At 42.1% G+C, this 14,701-nt stretch carries 17 protein-coding genes and 1 pseudogene; 15 read left to right on the forward strand and 3 right to left on the reverse strand.

What is annotated here, in order from left to right:
- Positions 1-89 precede the first annotated feature (89 nt).
- On the forward strand, positions 90-1,190 hold the full coding sequence (locus KW548_23235; GenBank protein QXX08524.1) for a 1-acyl-sn-glycerol-3-phosphate acyltransferase: 1,101 nt from the start codon (positions 90-92) through the stop codon (positions 1,188-1,190).
- A gap of 41 nt (positions 1,191-1,231) precedes the next feature.
- On the opposite strand, the pseudogene KW548_23240 reads toward KW548_23235, so the two are convergent.
- Together KW548_23240 and KW548_23245 are read right to left on the reverse strand one after the other, a co-directional pair.
- A pseudogene (locus tag KW548_23240) lies at positions 1,232-1,832 on the reverse strand (hypothetical protein).
- 113 nt (positions 1,833-1,945) lie between these two features.
- Positions 1,946-2,245: a YfcZ/YiiS family protein gene (locus KW548_23245; protein QXX08525.1), complete on the reverse strand. Its 300-nt coding sequence runs from the start codon at positions 2,243-2,245 to the stop codon at positions 1,946-1,948.
- Positions 2,246-2,752: 507 nt separating this feature from the next.
- On the opposite strand from KW548_23245, the gene KW548_23250 reads away from it, so the two are divergent.
- The 5 genes from KW548_23250 to KW548_23270 all read left to right on the forward strand — a co-directional run bounded on the left by KW548_23250 (position 2,753) and on the right by KW548_23270 (position 8,654).
- Positions 2,753-3,214, forward strand: a complete 462-nt coding sequence (locus KW548_23250; GenBank protein ID QXX08526.1) for a TetR/AcrR family transcriptional regulator — start codon at positions 2,753-2,755, stop codon at positions 3,212-3,214.
- 1,057 nt (positions 3,215-4,271) lie between these two features.
- Positions 4,272-5,276, forward strand: a complete 1,005-nt coding sequence (locus tag KW548_23255) for a response regulator (protein ID QXX08527.1) — start codon at positions 4,272-4,274, stop codon at positions 5,274-5,276.
- Positions 5,276-5,719 carry a PAS domain-containing protein gene (locus KW548_23260; protein ID QXX08528.1) on the forward strand — a complete coding sequence of 148 codons (444 nt, stop codon included), beginning with the start codon at positions 5,276-5,278 and terminating at the stop codon, positions 5,717-5,719. The genes KW548_23255 and KW548_23260 overlap by 1 nt, the downstream gene beginning before the upstream one ends.
- A 65-nt stretch (positions 5,720-5,784) precedes the next feature.
- Positions 5,785-7,266, forward strand: coding sequence for an NAD(P)H-hydrate dehydratase (locus KW548_23265; GenBank protein ID QXX08529.1), 1,482 nt, complete (start codon positions 5,785-5,787; stop codon positions 7,264-7,266).
- Between the two features lie 341 nt (positions 7,267-7,607).
- The gene (locus KW548_23270) at positions 7,608-8,654 is read left to right on the forward strand and encodes a GMP reductase (protein QXX08530.1); all 1,047 of its coding nucleotides are present in this window, start codon (positions 7,608-7,610) and stop codon (positions 8,652-8,654) included.
- Between the two features lie 135 nt (positions 8,655-8,789).
- On the opposite strand, the gene KW548_23275 is transcribed toward KW548_23270, so the two are convergent.
- Entirely contained in the window at positions 8,790-9,191 is a 402-nt protein-coding gene (locus KW548_23275; protein ID QXX09519.1) for a tyrosine-type recombinase/integrase, read from the reverse strand.
- Between the two features lie 148 nt (positions 9,192-9,339).
- On the opposite strand from KW548_23275, the gene KW548_23280 reads away from it, so the two are divergent.
- From KW548_23280 to KW548_23320, 9 genes are all read left to right on the forward strand, one after another.
- A complete protein-coding gene (locus tag KW548_23280; GenBank protein ID QXX08531.1) occupies positions 9,340-9,642 on the forward strand; it encodes a hypothetical protein in 303 nt (100 codons plus the stop codon).
- Between the two features lie 97 nt (positions 9,643-9,739).
- Positions 9,740-9,925 carry a hypothetical protein gene (locus tag KW548_23285; GenBank protein QXX08532.1) on the forward strand — a complete coding sequence of 62 codons (186 nt, stop codon included), beginning with the start codon at positions 9,740-9,742 and terminating at the stop codon, positions 9,923-9,925.
- A gap of 108 nt (positions 9,926-10,033) precedes the next feature.
- Positions 10,034-10,351 carry a hypothetical protein gene (locus KW548_23290; protein QXX08533.1) on the forward strand — a complete coding sequence of 106 codons (318 nt, stop codon included), beginning with the start codon at positions 10,034-10,036 and terminating at the stop codon, positions 10,349-10,351.
- 23 nt (positions 10,352-10,374) lie between these two features.
- Positions 10,375-10,656, forward strand: a complete 282-nt coding sequence (locus KW548_23295; protein QXX08534.1) for a hypothetical protein — start codon at positions 10,375-10,377, stop codon at positions 10,654-10,656.
- A gap of 16 nt (positions 10,657-10,672) precedes the next feature.
- Positions 10,673-10,846, forward strand: coding sequence for a hypothetical protein (locus KW548_23300; protein ID QXX08535.1), 174 nt, complete (start codon positions 10,673-10,675; stop codon positions 10,844-10,846).
- Positions 10,847-11,051: 205 nt separating this feature from the next.
- Positions 11,052-11,987, forward strand: a complete 936-nt coding sequence (locus KW548_23305; protein QXX08536.1) for a hypothetical protein — start codon at positions 11,052-11,054, stop codon at positions 11,985-11,987.
- A gap of 38 nt (positions 11,988-12,025) precedes the next feature.
- Positions 12,026-12,361, forward strand: a complete 336-nt coding sequence (locus KW548_23310) for a hypothetical protein (protein ID QXX08537.1) — start codon at positions 12,026-12,028, stop codon at positions 12,359-12,361.
- 250 nt (positions 12,362-12,611) lie between these two features.
- Positions 12,612-12,947, forward strand: a complete 336-nt coding sequence (locus KW548_23315) for a hypothetical protein (GenBank protein ID QXX08538.1) — start codon at positions 12,612-12,614, stop codon at positions 12,945-12,947.
- Between the two features lie 430 nt (positions 12,948-13,377).
- Positions 13,378-14,700, forward strand: a complete 1,323-nt coding sequence (locus tag KW548_23320) for a hypothetical protein (GenBank protein QXX08539.1) — start codon at positions 13,378-13,380, stop codon at positions 14,698-14,700.
- Position 14,701 lies beyond the last annotated feature (1 nt).

Below are 14,701 nucleotides of genomic sequence, written 5' to 3' on the forward strand. Positions count from 1 at the left end.
CTGACCTTTTTGATTATGAGAGAAGTATAGCTGTTAATCCCACCATCTCCGCGTAGAATAGGCGAGCTTTTTATCAGATGTAATAAGAAATGACTTCTAAAAACGACCCTTTTGTTGAAATTCGTCCGTACAATGACGAAGAAATTCCAGCGGCGATCGACCGCCTGATTAACGATGAAGAATTCATCAGTGCAATTCTACAACATCGATTTGCAAACCATGCAGGTTGGTTTAAAGCCTTGATGTCACCAATCGTTAAAGTCTACCTCAAGATGAAGTGGTCTAAACTGAACTCCGTTGAAGCGATTCAGATGGAAGTAAAGAAGTACCTTGAGCAGACATTGAATTCAACAACTAAGGGCGTAACGTACTCAGGTTTAGATAAGCTGGATAAGCAGACGTCTTATCTATTTGTCTCCAACCACCGTGATATCGCTATGGATCCAGCATTGGTCAACTACGGTCTACACCAGAGTGATCATAAAACAGTACGTATCGCTATTGGCGACAACCTACTGAAAAAACCTTGTGCGACTGAGTTGATGAAGCTAAACAAGAGCTTTATTGTAAAGCGCTCTGCAAAAGGCCCTCGTGAAATGATGAAGGCGCTAGGTACTTTGTCGGGCTACATCAAACATTCGTTGGATACGGGGAACTCTATCTGGATTGCGCAGAAAGAAGGTCGTGCTAAAGATGGCAATGACTTTACTGATCCGGCGATCCTAAAAATGTTCCACGTTGAAGGCCGTAAGCAGAAGTTAGAGTTCGCTGAGTACATAAAGTCGCTAAGAATTGTCCCTGTTGCTATCTCTTATGAAAATGATCCTTGTGACATTGCTAAAGCGCGTGAGCTTTTTGAGAAGGCGACAAGCGGTACGTATGAAAAAGGCGAATTTGAAGATATTGAAAGTATTATTCAGGGAATCGTAGGCGACAAAGGCCGTGTCCATGTTGCATTTGGTGATGTGATTAGTGATGAGTTCGAGTCACCGGAAGCTCTGGCAGAAGAAATTGATCGCCAGATACATGACAACTATAAGCTGTTCCCAATTAATAAATTGGCGGCAGGTGATGAGCAAGTCGAACAGCAGGTTAAAGATGTTTTGGCTGGCAAACTGAACCAGCTTCCGGAAGGTGCTCAGTCTTATTTGGTCGCAAGCTACGCTAACCCAGTTAAAAACCAAAGCTAAAAGATCAGAAAGGACGCGATGAGCGTCCTTTTTTCTATTGGTTAAGGTGCCACCGCACCACCAAGGTCGAGTTGAGAAGGCCACTTGGTTATTCGGTTTCCACCTAAGAATATGTTGCCTTTGACTGTCATCTTGTCCGGAAACTTAGTAATTTTTGACCCGCCAATATAGAGATCTCCCTCAACTGTTAAACCCTCTGGTAACGATTCCAATGGTGTTCTAATCACACTTAAATCCCCTTTCACTCTAAAGCGAGGAGGGAGTTTGGTTAAGGGAGTATCTGTAAGGTTTACGTATCCGCCGACTTTGATTCCTGCTGGCCATCGAACAATTTGCGATGCAAGTAAGTTGGCATAGCCTCTAATATTGACGCCTTTTGCTATCTTTTTTTAGCTGACTGTTAGAAGCGTCTAGACTGCCTTGAATATCCACGCCTTGAGGAATCTCTTTAATGCTGGTTTTGGCAATATTGAGGTTACCTTTTACAATCAAACCTGATGGCAGCTCTTTATAAGGTTTATTGCGCAGATCCAAGTTCCCGTAATTATCTAAGTGATTGAGAATACGATAATGATCAATCGGCTCACTGAGAGCAGGTGCAGACAGCAGCACAATGAGAGAAGGCACAAGCCAGTGCTTCATAGGACAATCCAGACAATGGTTTGCCCTAAGTATTAATGAGGAGTTTGGTTCGGGTCAATAAAGAGATGAAGTAGTAAACAAAAAAGCGGACTGAATGTCCGCTTTTTAATAGCTTAGCGCGCTAGGGAGCGAGTCTTTAGTTCAAAAATCAGTTTTTCCGCGCTGACTTCGAATTTGAATCGGGCTGTTAGTTCACTCGAGTCTTCTTCAATAGAAGACATTTCATACTCTACGCCTTCGCAGACCTGTTTTGCCAAATCGATGTACTTATTCAGCTCCGCTTCGAGAAGGGCTTTACCTTGGGCAAAAATCGTCACTTCTGCGACATCGTCCCCTTCTTTGATAATAAAGCCCATTTCGCCAGCGCAACCACATGCTTCACATACGTCAGCTTGTTCTTGTTGTGTGCTCATTACGACAATCCTCTTACAAAAGTTATGGTTATTTTATCGAGTTATTTTCAAGTGATCCATTAAAATGCGAACACTTGAAAAATGAGCTCGGAACCGGATGCTATGTTATAAAATGGTTAGGTGAATGGATTGGAATTGATAAACACGTCAAATAGTGTGATGTTAGTCATGTTGTTGCGAAATATCATGTCATTATAGAGTCATGATGATGTGCAGTTAGTTGTAAGCAAGTTCGATTTATATAATTATCGTCAGCTAAATTATATAAATGAAAGATAATGCCTATTTATTTTATAAATTTCCCTGATGTGGTGATTTGTGAAAAGTTATCTTGCACGGCATCGTGTGCTCCATCTAAGACGCCGTTCGTATTATATGGTACGATGGCTTTATTAGGTTCCCCACAGGGACCCTGTGAAGCTACAGTGGATGTCTTGTAGGATATCTGATGGGCATCATTATTGACTCGTTTGAGTTAGATGGATTTACAGAGAGAAGAGCCTGAACATGCCAAAGCGTAGTAAAGAAGATACTGAAATCACGATTCAGAAGATTATGGACGCAGTAGTGGATCAACTTTTGCGTCTGGGCTATGACAAGATGTCTTACACAACCCTAAGTCAACAGACAGGTGTATCGCGAACAGGTATCAGCCACCACTTTCCAAAGAAGACGGATTTTACCGCGGCGTTAGACGGTCGAATCTTCAAGATGTTTGTCGAGCATCTGAATTTTGACAATAGTCTGCAAGATTTTTCAGACAGCTGGGTAAAAGCGTTAGACAATGCCGAGTTCCTAGCGATTCTGCGCCTGCTATTCCACCATATCGTAACCTCTCAAAACACTCATGAGTTTGCAATGAACGGGATTGAACGCCTTTACAAAACGACTGAAGCTCAATTCGGTGTTGACAGTGCCAAAGAGTTAGAGTGGTTAATTGGTAAATCACTGGTTCGCATGGCGAAGTAATTGATCATATCGTTGCCGAGTCAAAAAAGCCTTCCGATTGGAAGGCTTTTTGTATTTATAGCTTGCGGAATTGATTGACCAATTTTCCTAGGGAGTCTAAGTTGGTGACTAACCCTTCACATTCATCCCGTGTGTCGCTCGCCAGTATGTTGGTGGCGGTGCATACTATCAATGATAGGCTGAACGCTTGAGTTCATGTCTTCGGTTACCCTTGCCATTTCTTCAATCGCTGTAGCGATTTGACCTCGCATCGACAAGACAATCAAACGGGTTCGTTACTTCTCAATCAACGTAAGTACAATTTTTGGAACTTGGGATAATTTAATAGTCTCTATCTTGGTTGCTTAGATGTCAAAAGTAGCTTACATCGAGTGACCAAATAGTGCCGTGGTGATAATCGGCTTGATATCAAATTAGGCATAAGTAGTTTTGTAAGAGTTTGGCGTTCACTTACTTGATTGCCTTGACGAGCATTACATGTACTTCAATACTTTACTAGGTTCGGAAGAGTCTGACACATGTTTCAAGCATATTGACGACTGTGAATATATGCTTGTCTGTGTTGCCTATAGAAGAACAGTTTGTTTTATACGGATAAAGTCTTTGGTGGAAATACGGTTGGTCACTCAATCAGCGTTCTTGATTTGTATGATGCCGCAGACAACCGAGTTTTAGCGTAAAGCCAGCTTTCCTTCATACGGAAACAGGCGAAATTTAGGTCGAAGGAGCCGTATCCTTTTGGGAACTAGTGCTCATCGATGTTTTTCTTCACACAGAGCGGATTTTCAAAAAGATTGCACCTAAGTACATGGGGTAGGGTAGGTTCTGATGAAGATTTGTTTCAGTTGAAAGCTAGTGAAGAAAAATGACTCTAGGCTTTATTGGTTGTAGTTTTGTTTAATTTGTTGGTAGTAGGTTCAGCGTCTTTTGGCAGCATGAGAGTGTCTGCTCGGCGTTCTCAAAATAGATACGTTTAATCTGTTTAGATTCATGCCTGATGATCTAACTATCTGTTACACTGAAACTATTAGTAACAAGAATAGCAGTAGGTATATGCATGGCTTTTCCTGTCCTTATTTGTGACGACTCCGCGTTAGCTCGAAAGCAAATGGCGCGTTCATTACCTGCTTCATTGAATGCAGATATTACTTTTGCTGTTCATGGTTTGGATGCCTTGGAGCAGTTGGAACAAAACGACTTCAAGTTAATGTTCCTTGATTTGACCATGCCAGAGCTCGATGGTTTTGGAACACTCGAAGAAATCGGTACGCGTGGTATAGATATCCAAGTCGTTGTCGTATCGGGTGACATCCAACCCAAAGCGAAAGAGCGAGTGATGACGCTCGGTGCAAAAGCGTTTATCCAAAAGCCGATTGATAAAGATGCTCTGAACGCTGTGCTGAAAGAGTTGGTTGAAAAACCAAGTCAACCACAAATTGTCACGCCTGTTACTGTTGAACTGCCTATTCTTCGTCGCCGAGACATCTATATGGAGGTGGCCAATGTGTCTATCGGCCGAGCGGCAGATGCCTTAGCTCGCCATTTTGATGTGTTTGTCCACCTTCCTCTTCCCAATGTCAATATCTTTGAAGTCAGTGAGCTGCATATGGCACTGCGTGACCTAGCAGAAAATGATCAAGTTTCAGGAGTGTGTCAGGGATTTAGTGGTGAGGGTATTGCCGGTGAGGCCCTAGTATTGCTGAGTGATTCTAGTGTTTGTGATCTTAAAAAACTTATGAAGGTTCCGGCTGACAGTGAAGAGCTGGAAGAACTGGAACTTCTCATGGATGTTTCAAATATCCTTGTTGGTTCGTTTTTGAATGGTTTGGGCAAGCAAGCGGAGGTGCGTTTTTTCCAAAGCTCACCCGTGCTTTTAGGCCAGCATATTTCCATTGACTCGGTAATTCAGTCAACGACTGGCTCGTTTCAGAAAACCATGACCTTTGAGGTGAGTTACAACATTGATGGTACATCTATTCGATGTGATTTGTTGTTTATGTTTGTTGATGAGTCCCTCCCATTGCTCGACAACAAGTTGTCTTACTTGATGGAGGACTTTTAATGATAAATCTTCCCGCAGAATTTGAGCAATTCCACTGGATGGTGGACATGGTACAAAATGTCGATCTTGGGCTGATTGTAATTGACCGAGAATATAAAGTTCAGGTTTGGAACGGTTTTATGACGCATCATAGTGGTGTACAAGCCCATGATGCGATAGAAAAGCCGCTATTCGAGTTGTTCCCTGAAATACCAGAAGACTGGTTTAAGCTTAAGACTAAACCTGTCTATGATCTTGGGTGCCGAAGCTTTATCACGTGGCAACAGCGTCCTTACTTGTTCAAATGCCGCAATGTGCGTCCAGTCACGCAACAGTCGGAATTCATGTACCAAAATATTACACTCAACCCGATGAGAACGCCGACAGGTGAAATTCGTTCTTTGTTCTTGTCTATACAAGATGCGACGGCCGAAGCTTTGGTGTCACAGAATCAAAATAAATAGCCTCAACTGACCTCGTTAATGAAAGCCAGAGTTGTTCTGGCTTTATTTTTAACCAAGGAGAGCCAATGTCAGTACCCATTCCTCTCTATAGTGGCGAGCAGGTGAAATCAGGTGAAGCCACTGCTGCGAAAAGTAAATCAGTCACTATGTATGAACTTATGACTCGCGCAGGCCAGTCGGTTTTTGAAGTGGTGAGAAGCCAATATTCGAACTGCCATTCACTGCTCATTGTTTGTGGTGGTGGAAATAACGGTGGAGACGGTTATGTTGTGGGAAAACTGGCGATTGAAGCTGGCATAGATGTGACCCTGTGGCAGTGTGTCGAATCGAGCAGACTAAAAGGTGACGCGCTGCAGGCATATCTGGATTTTATTTCAGTGGGCGGCCGTACTGAGCTGCCCAGCTTAGATTCTGTACTCGATTACACTTGTATTCTTGACGCCTTGTTGGGTACGGGGGTGATCGGTAATGTCAGGGCAGAGGCTTTTGCTATCATTGAGATGCTTAATCAAGCAGATGTCCCGGTAGTCTCAGTGGATATTCCTTCTGGGTTATGTAGCAATACTGGACAGGTTTTAGGCACATGTGTTCAGGCTGAACATACTGTCTCGTTTATAGGCTTGAAGCAAGGCTTGTTTACCGGACGAGCTCGCGATTACACAGGAAAAGTGCATTTCGCTGGTCTAGGTGTTGACGACGTCTTTAAGCAACAGAACGCGCCGTCGTCACTACTGTTAAATAGTATCGTCGATTTTGCCCCCGTCATAGCTCGTTCAAGAAGTGCCCACAAAGGCTCTCATGGCAAAGCTGTTATTATAGGTGGGAACCAAGGTTTAGGAGGTGCTGCAATACTCTCGGCACTGGCTTGCCAGAGAGCGGGAGCTGGTTTAACGGCATTACTTACCCACCCGGAGAATACACAACCCGCTTTAGTATCCTGTCCCGAAGTGATGATATCCTCTTGGCTGGATAGCGAGGTGAGTGATTTTAGGTTGAACCAATGGTGTGACTGTTTTGCTATTGGTCCAGGGTTAGGGATGGACGTCAATGTTACCAAGATGTTTAAAGCTCTGTCGTTTTCTACATTGCCAAAAGTGTATGATGCAGACGCACTCAACTTACTCGCCCAAAATGAAAATTATGATGCAAAGCGTATTATTACGCCTCATCCCGGTGAGGCTTCTCGACTCTTAAAGTGCTCAGTTGAAGAGATTGAGAGTGACAGGTTCAGTGCAGCAGAGGCCCTTTACAAAAAATATGGTGGCGTTGTTGTATTAAAGGGAGCAGGCACTCTCATTTTTGACGGTAAGGAAACGTATATCTGCAATGCAGGGAACCCTGGTATGGCGACAGGAGGAATGGGGGATATTCTGACGGGTGTCATCGTTGGGTTATTGGTGCAAGGTGAAAGTTTGGTCAATGCTGCCGTGAGAGGTGTCATGATACATAGTCTTGCTGCTGACAGAGACGCTGAAATAAACGGTGAACGAGGACTCTGTGCACGTGATTTATTGCCTCATATTCGCCATTTAGTTAATGAAAAATAGTCGGCCAGTGCTGCCCGAGATGGAAATGTTCAAAAACAACAGTGTTATCGATTCCGGAAAACGGTTGCGCGGTGATAGGGTTTGTTTGTTAAGTTATTGTTTATTAACGTTTGTTTTGATTTATGCTTGAAGATAGGGGAATTGGATTTGCAAGATGACAAAATGGTATCACAAAAAAATTGAAAATATCAGTCTTGCGGGAAATAAATCACAGCCTATAATGCTGAAAACCGGAGCGTCTGCCAACGCTCCGGTTTTTTTGTGTCCGAAACTCGGTAAAGCGTCTGCCAACGTTTCCCGAAAACGCACGACACGTAAATTTGCTTATAGGAAAATTTATCATGCGTATCGAACAAGAACTTAAGTTAGGCTTTAAAGATGTACTATTCCGCCCGAAGCGTTCTACTCTTAAAAGTCGTTCTCAAGTTGAATTAACCCGCGATTTTACATTCAAGCATAGTGGTCGTCAATGGTCTGGCACACCCGTAATTGCAGCAAACATGGACTCAGTCGGTAGCTTTGACATGGCTAAGGCTTTAGCAGAACATGGCGTGATGACTGCAATTCACAAACATTATACCGTAGAGCAATGGGCTGACTTCGTGAAATCAGCGGATCAAAAAACACTAAACAACGTGTTTGTTTCTACGGGTACTTCAGATGCTGATTTCGAAAAGACAAAAGAAATCATGGCGCTATCTGAAGAACTTATCTTCATCTGTATTGATATCGCGAACGGTTACTCTGAGCACTTAGTTGAGTACATCGAGAAGGTACGTGCGGCATTCCCTAACAAAGTTATCTCTGCGGGCAATGTTGTGACTGGTGATATGTGTGAAGAGCTTATCCTGGCTGGTGCAGATATTGTGAAAGTGGGTATTGGCCCAGGTTCTGTATGTACTACTCGCGTTAAAACAGGTGTTGGTTATCCTCAACTTTCTGCAATCATCGAATGTGGTGATGCTGCCCACGGCTTAGGTGGTATGATCATCGGTGACGGTGGCTGTTCATGTGCGGGTGACGTAGCAAAAGCTTTCGGAGGCGGCGCTGATTTCGTTATGCTAGGCGGTATGCTGGCAGGCCACGAAGAGTCCGGTGGTGAGCTAATTGAGAAAGACGGAGAGACCTTCATGAAGTTCTATGGCATGTCTTCTCAGTCGGCGATGGACAAGCACTCAGGTGGTGTTGCAAAGTACCGCGCAGCTGAAGGAAAAACCGTACTATTGCCATTCCGTGGCAGTGTTCATGGCACTATCTCAGACATCCTTGGTGGCGTGCGTTCAACCTGTACCTACGTAGGCGCAGCAAAGCTTAAAGAGCTTACCAAGCGTACGACTTTCATCCGCGTACAAGAGCAAGAGAACAACGTTTTCGGTAAAGAGAAGTAATCCCACACTTCGGAAAATTCGAATAACTAAGAGCCGCATTTTGCGGCTCTTTTTTTGCCCGAAAATTGTAAAGTGGCGACACCTGAAACATTTTTGCTTTGCGTTATTTGGCAGGTTTGCATAAGAATGCATCAGTTATTCAAGTTCAAGAGCTGCAAGTGGGTTCATTTCTACAGTTTCTGAAAGGTGGTCTGGAGCGAAGTGAGCATAGCGCATGGTCATGCTGATATCGGCATGGCCAAGGATGTCTCGCAGTACCAGAATATTACCGCCGTTCATCATAAAGTGGCTGGCGAATGAATGGCGAAGAACGTGCGAAGCTTGACCTGAGGGTAGGGTAATACCGAGTTTATTCTTAAGGATGTAGCAAAAGGGTGTGTAGCACTCTTCGAATAACTTACCTGAAGTTGGTTTATGGATTTCATGGTAAAGCGCCTCAGAGATGGGCACAGAGCGATTCTTCTTAGTTTTAGTATTGGTATAGGTGACTTTGTATTTAGTGAGCTGAGAGCCGTTAAGTTGCGGACAGACATAAATTACCAATCTATACTGTATAAATGGACAGTAATTTATTGTATAGTCGCGCGCAATGTTTGAAGTGGCCCATAACGAACAAATGCGCAATGCTTCGTGCTGCTTTGTGATTTGTTGAAAGTAAGTTGTTTAAAGGTGTAAGGGAGTTGAGATGAGCGTCATAAATTTAAAGATTACATCAAGAGTTCTGGATCATGTGGCTAATGTTGGTCACAGTAGCCGAAAACAAATCGCTTATGAAGTTGTTGATGGGCAGCTATATGAGAGAAACTCAGAGATTAACAAGCGCCATAAGGTCACCATCAAAGTGGCCAATCAAATTACACTTACGCTCGGTGATACAAGTGCAATCTGGTTTAGCCATCAAACCGAACCGGCTCAGTTTGAAGCCTTGTATCAGCTCCTATCTATTGAGCCTGACCAAGCCCATTCGTTTTCATATCAGTTAATTTGATGCAAGATAAGCAGAAAGCGCGGAAAATTCGCTTAAATTGGTGTCCGCTGTTTGGTGGTCATTCTCTTGATGATGTGATGTTATCTAGGCGGTGTTTATGAGTTGGATTGAGAATAGTTTCCGAAATTTGTTTGGTAAAGATAAAAGTAAAAAGCGTTCTTACCCAATGCTGAAAATGGTTAACCCAGACCGTATTGTCATGGATATGGCGGCCTTTAGAAAGAGTAAGGCTGTGCAAGAACAGGCGAAAGCCGCAAGAAAAAGCGGTGTGGAAGGTCATTAAGTCGGTGTTCCTTTACGTTTGTGAAGCTTATGATAAATTGATGGCAAGCTAGGCAGACAGAAAAATGAGACTGCGTTCTATTCAAATTTTTATATGTCAGGAGGCTACATGACTAAAACTCGAGAGCAAGCTAAGAACACTTTGTATGCTTGCCCTTGTTGTGGGTACGCGACGATTGGAGAGCCTGCTGAGTACGAAATATGTGAAATCTGTTTTTGGGAGGATGATGGACAAGATGACCCAGATTCTGAACACTGTCTAGGTGGCCCTAATGGTGTTTCTTTGAGTGAAGCAAGATTTAACTTCTTGGTGTTTGGATCAGCTGAAAAGAAGGATTTACGAAACTGCCGAGCTCCGAGTGAGGCGGATACAAATTTAAGAAACTACGCTCTAGAATATAAAGTCGTCTCACGTAACAAAATATAACAGGGCATTGTATTTAGGTATCTATGGGACCGAAAACGAAAGAGTTGATAGATGTGTTAGACAGGCTGATCCAAATGTTGGATGAGGATGGTCAAGAACACTGGTGTGATTGGATGTCACAAGCTAGAAATTGGCTACTTGAATCTGATTTTTATGGGGTTGAAAAAGTGTTGCTCGCATATGGTGGCATGGGCTCATTCAATGATGTGTATCTAAGTCAAATCACTCGGCAAAACGAAGTCTTTAGTGAGTTGCGGACTCGAGCATGGGAGCTTGCTACTGGCATCAAGCACGAACAAAAATAAGTTCTTTAAGTTTTTTGTGCGATCGCATAATCGAGCAATCGGTATTCAGCCATCCGCCACCCTCGCTGATGATATCGCCACAGCCACTCCAGGTCACCAGTTAGACGCCGAAGTCCTAGCCGAATATGTAGCTAATCTAGAAAACTGTACAGAGAATGCATGGCAGTTGCTTGTTCTGCAAGATGGATAAATGGTCAAATGTGAGTTTAAGAAATCAATTGGACATAATTAATTTCAATTGATTGACCAATTTAATGTGTACAGGTAATGTTTGACTCTTTTTAATCACTATATAAAGTCATGCAAAGAAGTTGGTTTTTACCTAAAGAGCTTGCACTTCTTAGCAATTATCAATTTTTGTATTTTGATATGAATGAATCAAGCAGGGATACGTAATGCCGTACATCACAGGTACCTTTTCTGACGGTAACGATTATAAAAAACTGATAACAAAAAGAACTCGCGTTTTAAGAATGGATCAGGAAGTCGCTAAGGCTCGCAGTACCTTTTCTTCGCTTGATCTTTCGAACTTATCGCAAGTTGAAAATATTGAAGAAATCATTTTCTCCTTCACTAAAGTCCTAAATCAAGAGCACCTTAATGATATCGCAAAATGCATGAACCTAAAAAAACTACACGTAGGTACGCGTTTTGATTTAGATTTCTCAGTATTAGAAAACACAAATATCGAAGAGTTAGTCGTTTATTGTTATTGCAATTGTGATCCCCATCAGTCAATCATGAGTTTGCAAAAGCTAAAAAAACTATCCATCTATTTTTTAGATATTGAAAAAGAACAGGTGGCTAGTGAAAACAATAAATCTATATCTCATAGATTGGTGACTGCTGTAAAAAGCCTATTTGGCTTGGCGAAAAACCCTGAGCCTCGCATCCCTTTGATGCATCAATCTCTTGACCTCCTACCCGCAAGCATTCAAGGCCTGTCCATTGATGGTCCAATTACTGATTTTGACTTGGCTGACTTAGATCACCTCAAACTTCAAAGGCTAGCCTTAAGAAGGCTACTTGAGTGCGAGCTAAAATTCTCAGATGAAATGGCAAAAGGCCTAGAAGTGTTAAAGATAACTGATTGTGAGTCCATTGGTCAGTTCAGTTCATTCCCATTTCGCAACTCCACACGGTTGCGCACGCTGAACTTTGAAGGGACAGATTGGTCCTGGATAGACATGACCGGATTTGCAGGATTAAAGTCTTTGCGAACAGTTCTTATGAGAGATACGACAAACTTATACATTCAAGATAAAGAGAACACTAAAATTTTAAGTCCAGGTTGGAAAGTGTTTAATGATGTTATTGGTGAGTTCTACTAAGGCTCATGTAAACCACAATTCCACTAGTTAAGATAATTATGACAATACTTAGATTTTTGCTTCCTCTGCTCTTTCTTTTTGGCTGTGCGACCCCGCCAAAAGAAACTGTAAAAGAGAGTGCCAGTGAACGTTGTTACCGCGAGAACCCTAATTTCCAAGAGTGGATAAACAAAATGAGAGCCGATCGTGAAAACCCAGACTTTATGATTTGGGCAAAGAATGCGGCTGATATATTGCTCGAGTGTGACGCAGAAGGATTTGCAGCACAAGCTGAAGAAAATAGAAAGTACATAGAATCTCAAGAAAATATAGATAGAATCCTTAGACAACAACAAGCAGATGCCTATAAACGGAAGTATGAACAATTCAATTGAATGAGTTTCAATTCTCAGAATGTGCTTTCTTTGCGTTCCCTTTTTCTACAATACTTCTAAAGATTCGTACTCATTTGGGGCAATCACCTCTTGCCCCACAAACTCATGCAACTATTGCATCATATCAATCAGCGGCAAAAGCTCATTCTTGTTAAACCAGATAAAGTGCCTGTCCCTTTAAGTTTAATGATGTTATTGGTGAGTTCTACTAAGGCTCATGTAAACCACAATTCCACTAGTTAAGATAATTATGACAATACTTAGATTTTTGCTTCCTCTGCTCTTTCTTTTTGGCTGTGCGACCCCGCCAAAAGAAACTGTAAAAGAGAGTGCCAGTGAACGTTGTTACCGCGAGAACCCTAATTTCCAAGAGTGGATAAACAAAATGAGAGCCGATCGTGAAAACCCAGACTTTATGATTTGGGCAAAGAATGCGGCTGATATATTGCTCGAGTGTGACGCAGAAGGATTTGCAGCACAAGCTGAAGAAAATAGAAAGTACATAGAATCTCAAGAAAATATAGATAGAATCCTTAGACAACAACAAGCAGATGCCTATAAACGGAAGTATGAACAATTCAATTGAATGAGTTTCAATTCTCAGAATGTGCTTTCTTTGCGTTCCCTTTTTCTACAATACTTCTAAAGATTCGTACTCATTTGGGGCAATCACCTCTTGCCCCACAAACTCATGCAACTATTGCATCATATCAATCAGCGGCAAAAGCTCATTCTTGTTAAACCAGATAAAGTGCCTGTCCCTTTAAGTTTCCGCAAACTTGGAACTAGTCTGAATTGGAGATAAAGTGCCTGTCCCTTTAAGTTCTTCCGCGTACAAGAGCAAGAGAACAACGTTTTCGGTAAAGAGAAGTAATCCAACACTTCGAAAAATTCGAATAATTAAGAGCCGTATTTTGCGGCTTTCTTTGCCTGAAAACTTTTAGCTATTGTTATTTAATTTTTGTGACAAGTGGTCGCCTTAATTGTTTCTTGAACAATTACTAAGAGCCATTACTATGCGCATACTATATTTTGCTTTGCTAGCGGTTTTATCGCAGTCAGCTTATGCCGTTGAATTCAACCCTGAGCTTCTCTCCCAAAATAGGGTGATGGAAGGTGCTCCACATTCTGTGGCCTCAGATTCAAATTCTGTAACTTCACAATACGGGATACAGGGAGTTAATTGGGCTTTATCTACAAAAATGACACGCGACAATAAATATGTTGTGTTTAATTCTAGGGATAAAGACTGGGTTTCAGAGGGTGTTGAGACTGAGTGGTTTATCAAAAACACAGAGACTGAAGAACTAAAGCCACTAGGGCGACCATCCCTTTTAGGCCCAAGAGATTTGATGAGTTGGGTAAGGATATCTCCTAATGGACGTTATATAGGTTTTTCCCATAAATCGGGTTCACAGACAGCTGTGTGGGATCGAATGACTGATGAAGTAATGCCAGCAGAGTATGACGAGAACCACCTTCCATATATTCAAGACAAGGGCGAAATGACATCAGTTGTCTACCCAATCAACGAGCGCATTGTGATGCTTTCCCATGTATTAGGCAAGTTATCTATTACGGATCTAAAAGAAAAAGTGACGAAGAAAGTCAATATAGATATTTATGGAAACGAGGCAGAAATAAAGATAAGTTCGATACGTCCGTTTAGTGATGACGGTAGATACACAGTTTATGTGGCATATAAATCGGAAATGGATCCAGACAATGTTAGTGATATAGATAGTCAGAATCTGTATTTGTATGATCGTATCGAGGATAAACACATCAAAATATCGTCCTTACACAGAGAAAACTATGCATTAGACTCAGCTTATACTAGTGCTTTTAGTATCAGTCCCGATGGTCAGTACGTTGTTTACGAGGCTAGAAAGCCATCCTCTCCTGAATACAGCCACTACGAAAAATATCAAAGCTATCTTGTCCTATACCATATTGCGACGAAGAAATATGAATACGTCAAAGATATCAACGAAGAACTGATTCAAGCGATTTATAAGCCCTCTGTTTCAAATGATGCCGAAAGCTTTGCCTTTTCAACCAGAAACAGCGATTACTTAGCTTTGAACAGTGTTTCTTATCAGGTCGTTTATTTTGACCGCATTCATCAGAAGATGATTCAGCCCAGTATATCACAGCGGACAGGCAAACCTTCGAGCCAGACAATTTTACCTATGATTTATGGTAATGGTAATGGTGTTCTATGGCAAGGGCGTGGCTCTGGTTTACTTGAAGGGGAACACTCAGAAAGTTATCTATATATTATGGGTCCACCTAGCGAACCAATCATCCCAGAAATCTGTCTACCATACATCAACTAAA

It is taken from the genome of Vibrio neptunius, assembly GCA_019339365.1.
In the GTDB taxonomy this organism is placed as follows: Bacteria; Pseudomonadota; Gammaproteobacteria; order Enterobacterales; family Vibrionaceae; genus Vibrio; species Vibrio neptunius.

Bases quoted from the DNA above. Each gene is read 5' to 3' on its own strand.
- KW548_23250 (QXX08526.1), top strand. From the start codon at position 2,753: ATGCCAAAGCGTAGTAAAGAAGATACTGAAATCACGATTCAGAAGATT.
- KW548_23315 (QXX08538.1), top strand. From the start codon at position 12,612: ATGACAATACTTAGATTTTTGCTTCCTCTGCTCTTTCTTTTTGGCTGT.
- KW548_23235 (QXX08524.1), top strand. From the start codon at position 90: ATGACTTCTAAAAACGACCCTTTTGTTGAAATTCGTCCGTACAATGAC.
- KW548_23295 (QXX08534.1), top strand. From the start codon at position 10,375: ATGGGACCGAAAACGAAAGAGTTGATAGATGTGTTAGACAGGCTGATC.
- KW548_23310 (QXX08537.1), top strand. From the start codon at position 12,026: ATGACAATACTTAGATTTTTGCTTCCTCTGCTCTTTCTTTTTGGCTGT.
- KW548_23290 (QXX08533.1), top strand. From the start codon at position 10,034: ATGACTAAAACTCGAGAGCAAGCTAAGAACACTTTGTATGCTTGCCCT.
- KW548_23265 (QXX08529.1), top strand. From the start codon at position 5,785: ATGTCAGTACCCATTCCTCTCTATAGTGGCGAGCAGGTGAAATCAGGT.
- KW548_23245 (QXX08525.1), bottom strand. From the start codon at position 2,245: ATGAGCACACAACAAGAACAAGCTGACGTATGTGAAGCATGTGGTTGC.
- KW548_23260 (QXX08528.1), top strand. From the start codon at position 5,276: ATGATAAATCTTCCCGCAGAATTTGAGCAATTCCACTGGATGGTGGAC.
- KW548_23285 (QXX08532.1), top strand. From the start codon at position 9,740: ATGAGTTGGATTGAGAATAGTTTCCGAAATTTGTTTGGTAAAGATAAA.
- KW548_23320 (QXX08539.1), top strand. From the start codon at position 13,378: ATGCGCATACTATATTTTGCTTTGCTAGCGGTTTTATCGCAGTCAGCT.
- KW548_23305 (QXX08536.1), top strand. From the start codon at position 11,052: ATGCCGTACATCACAGGTACCTTTTCTGACGGTAACGATTATAAAAAA.
- KW548_23255 (QXX08527.1), top strand. From the start codon at position 4,272: ATGGCTTTTCCTGTCCTTATTTGTGACGACTCCGCGTTAGCTCGAAAG.
- KW548_23280 (QXX08531.1), top strand. From the start codon at position 9,340: ATGAGCGTCATAAATTTAAAGATTACATCAAGAGTTCTGGATCATGTG.
- KW548_23270 (QXX08530.1), top strand. From the start codon at position 7,608: ATGCGTATCGAACAAGAACTTAAGTTAGGCTTTAAAGATGTACTATTC.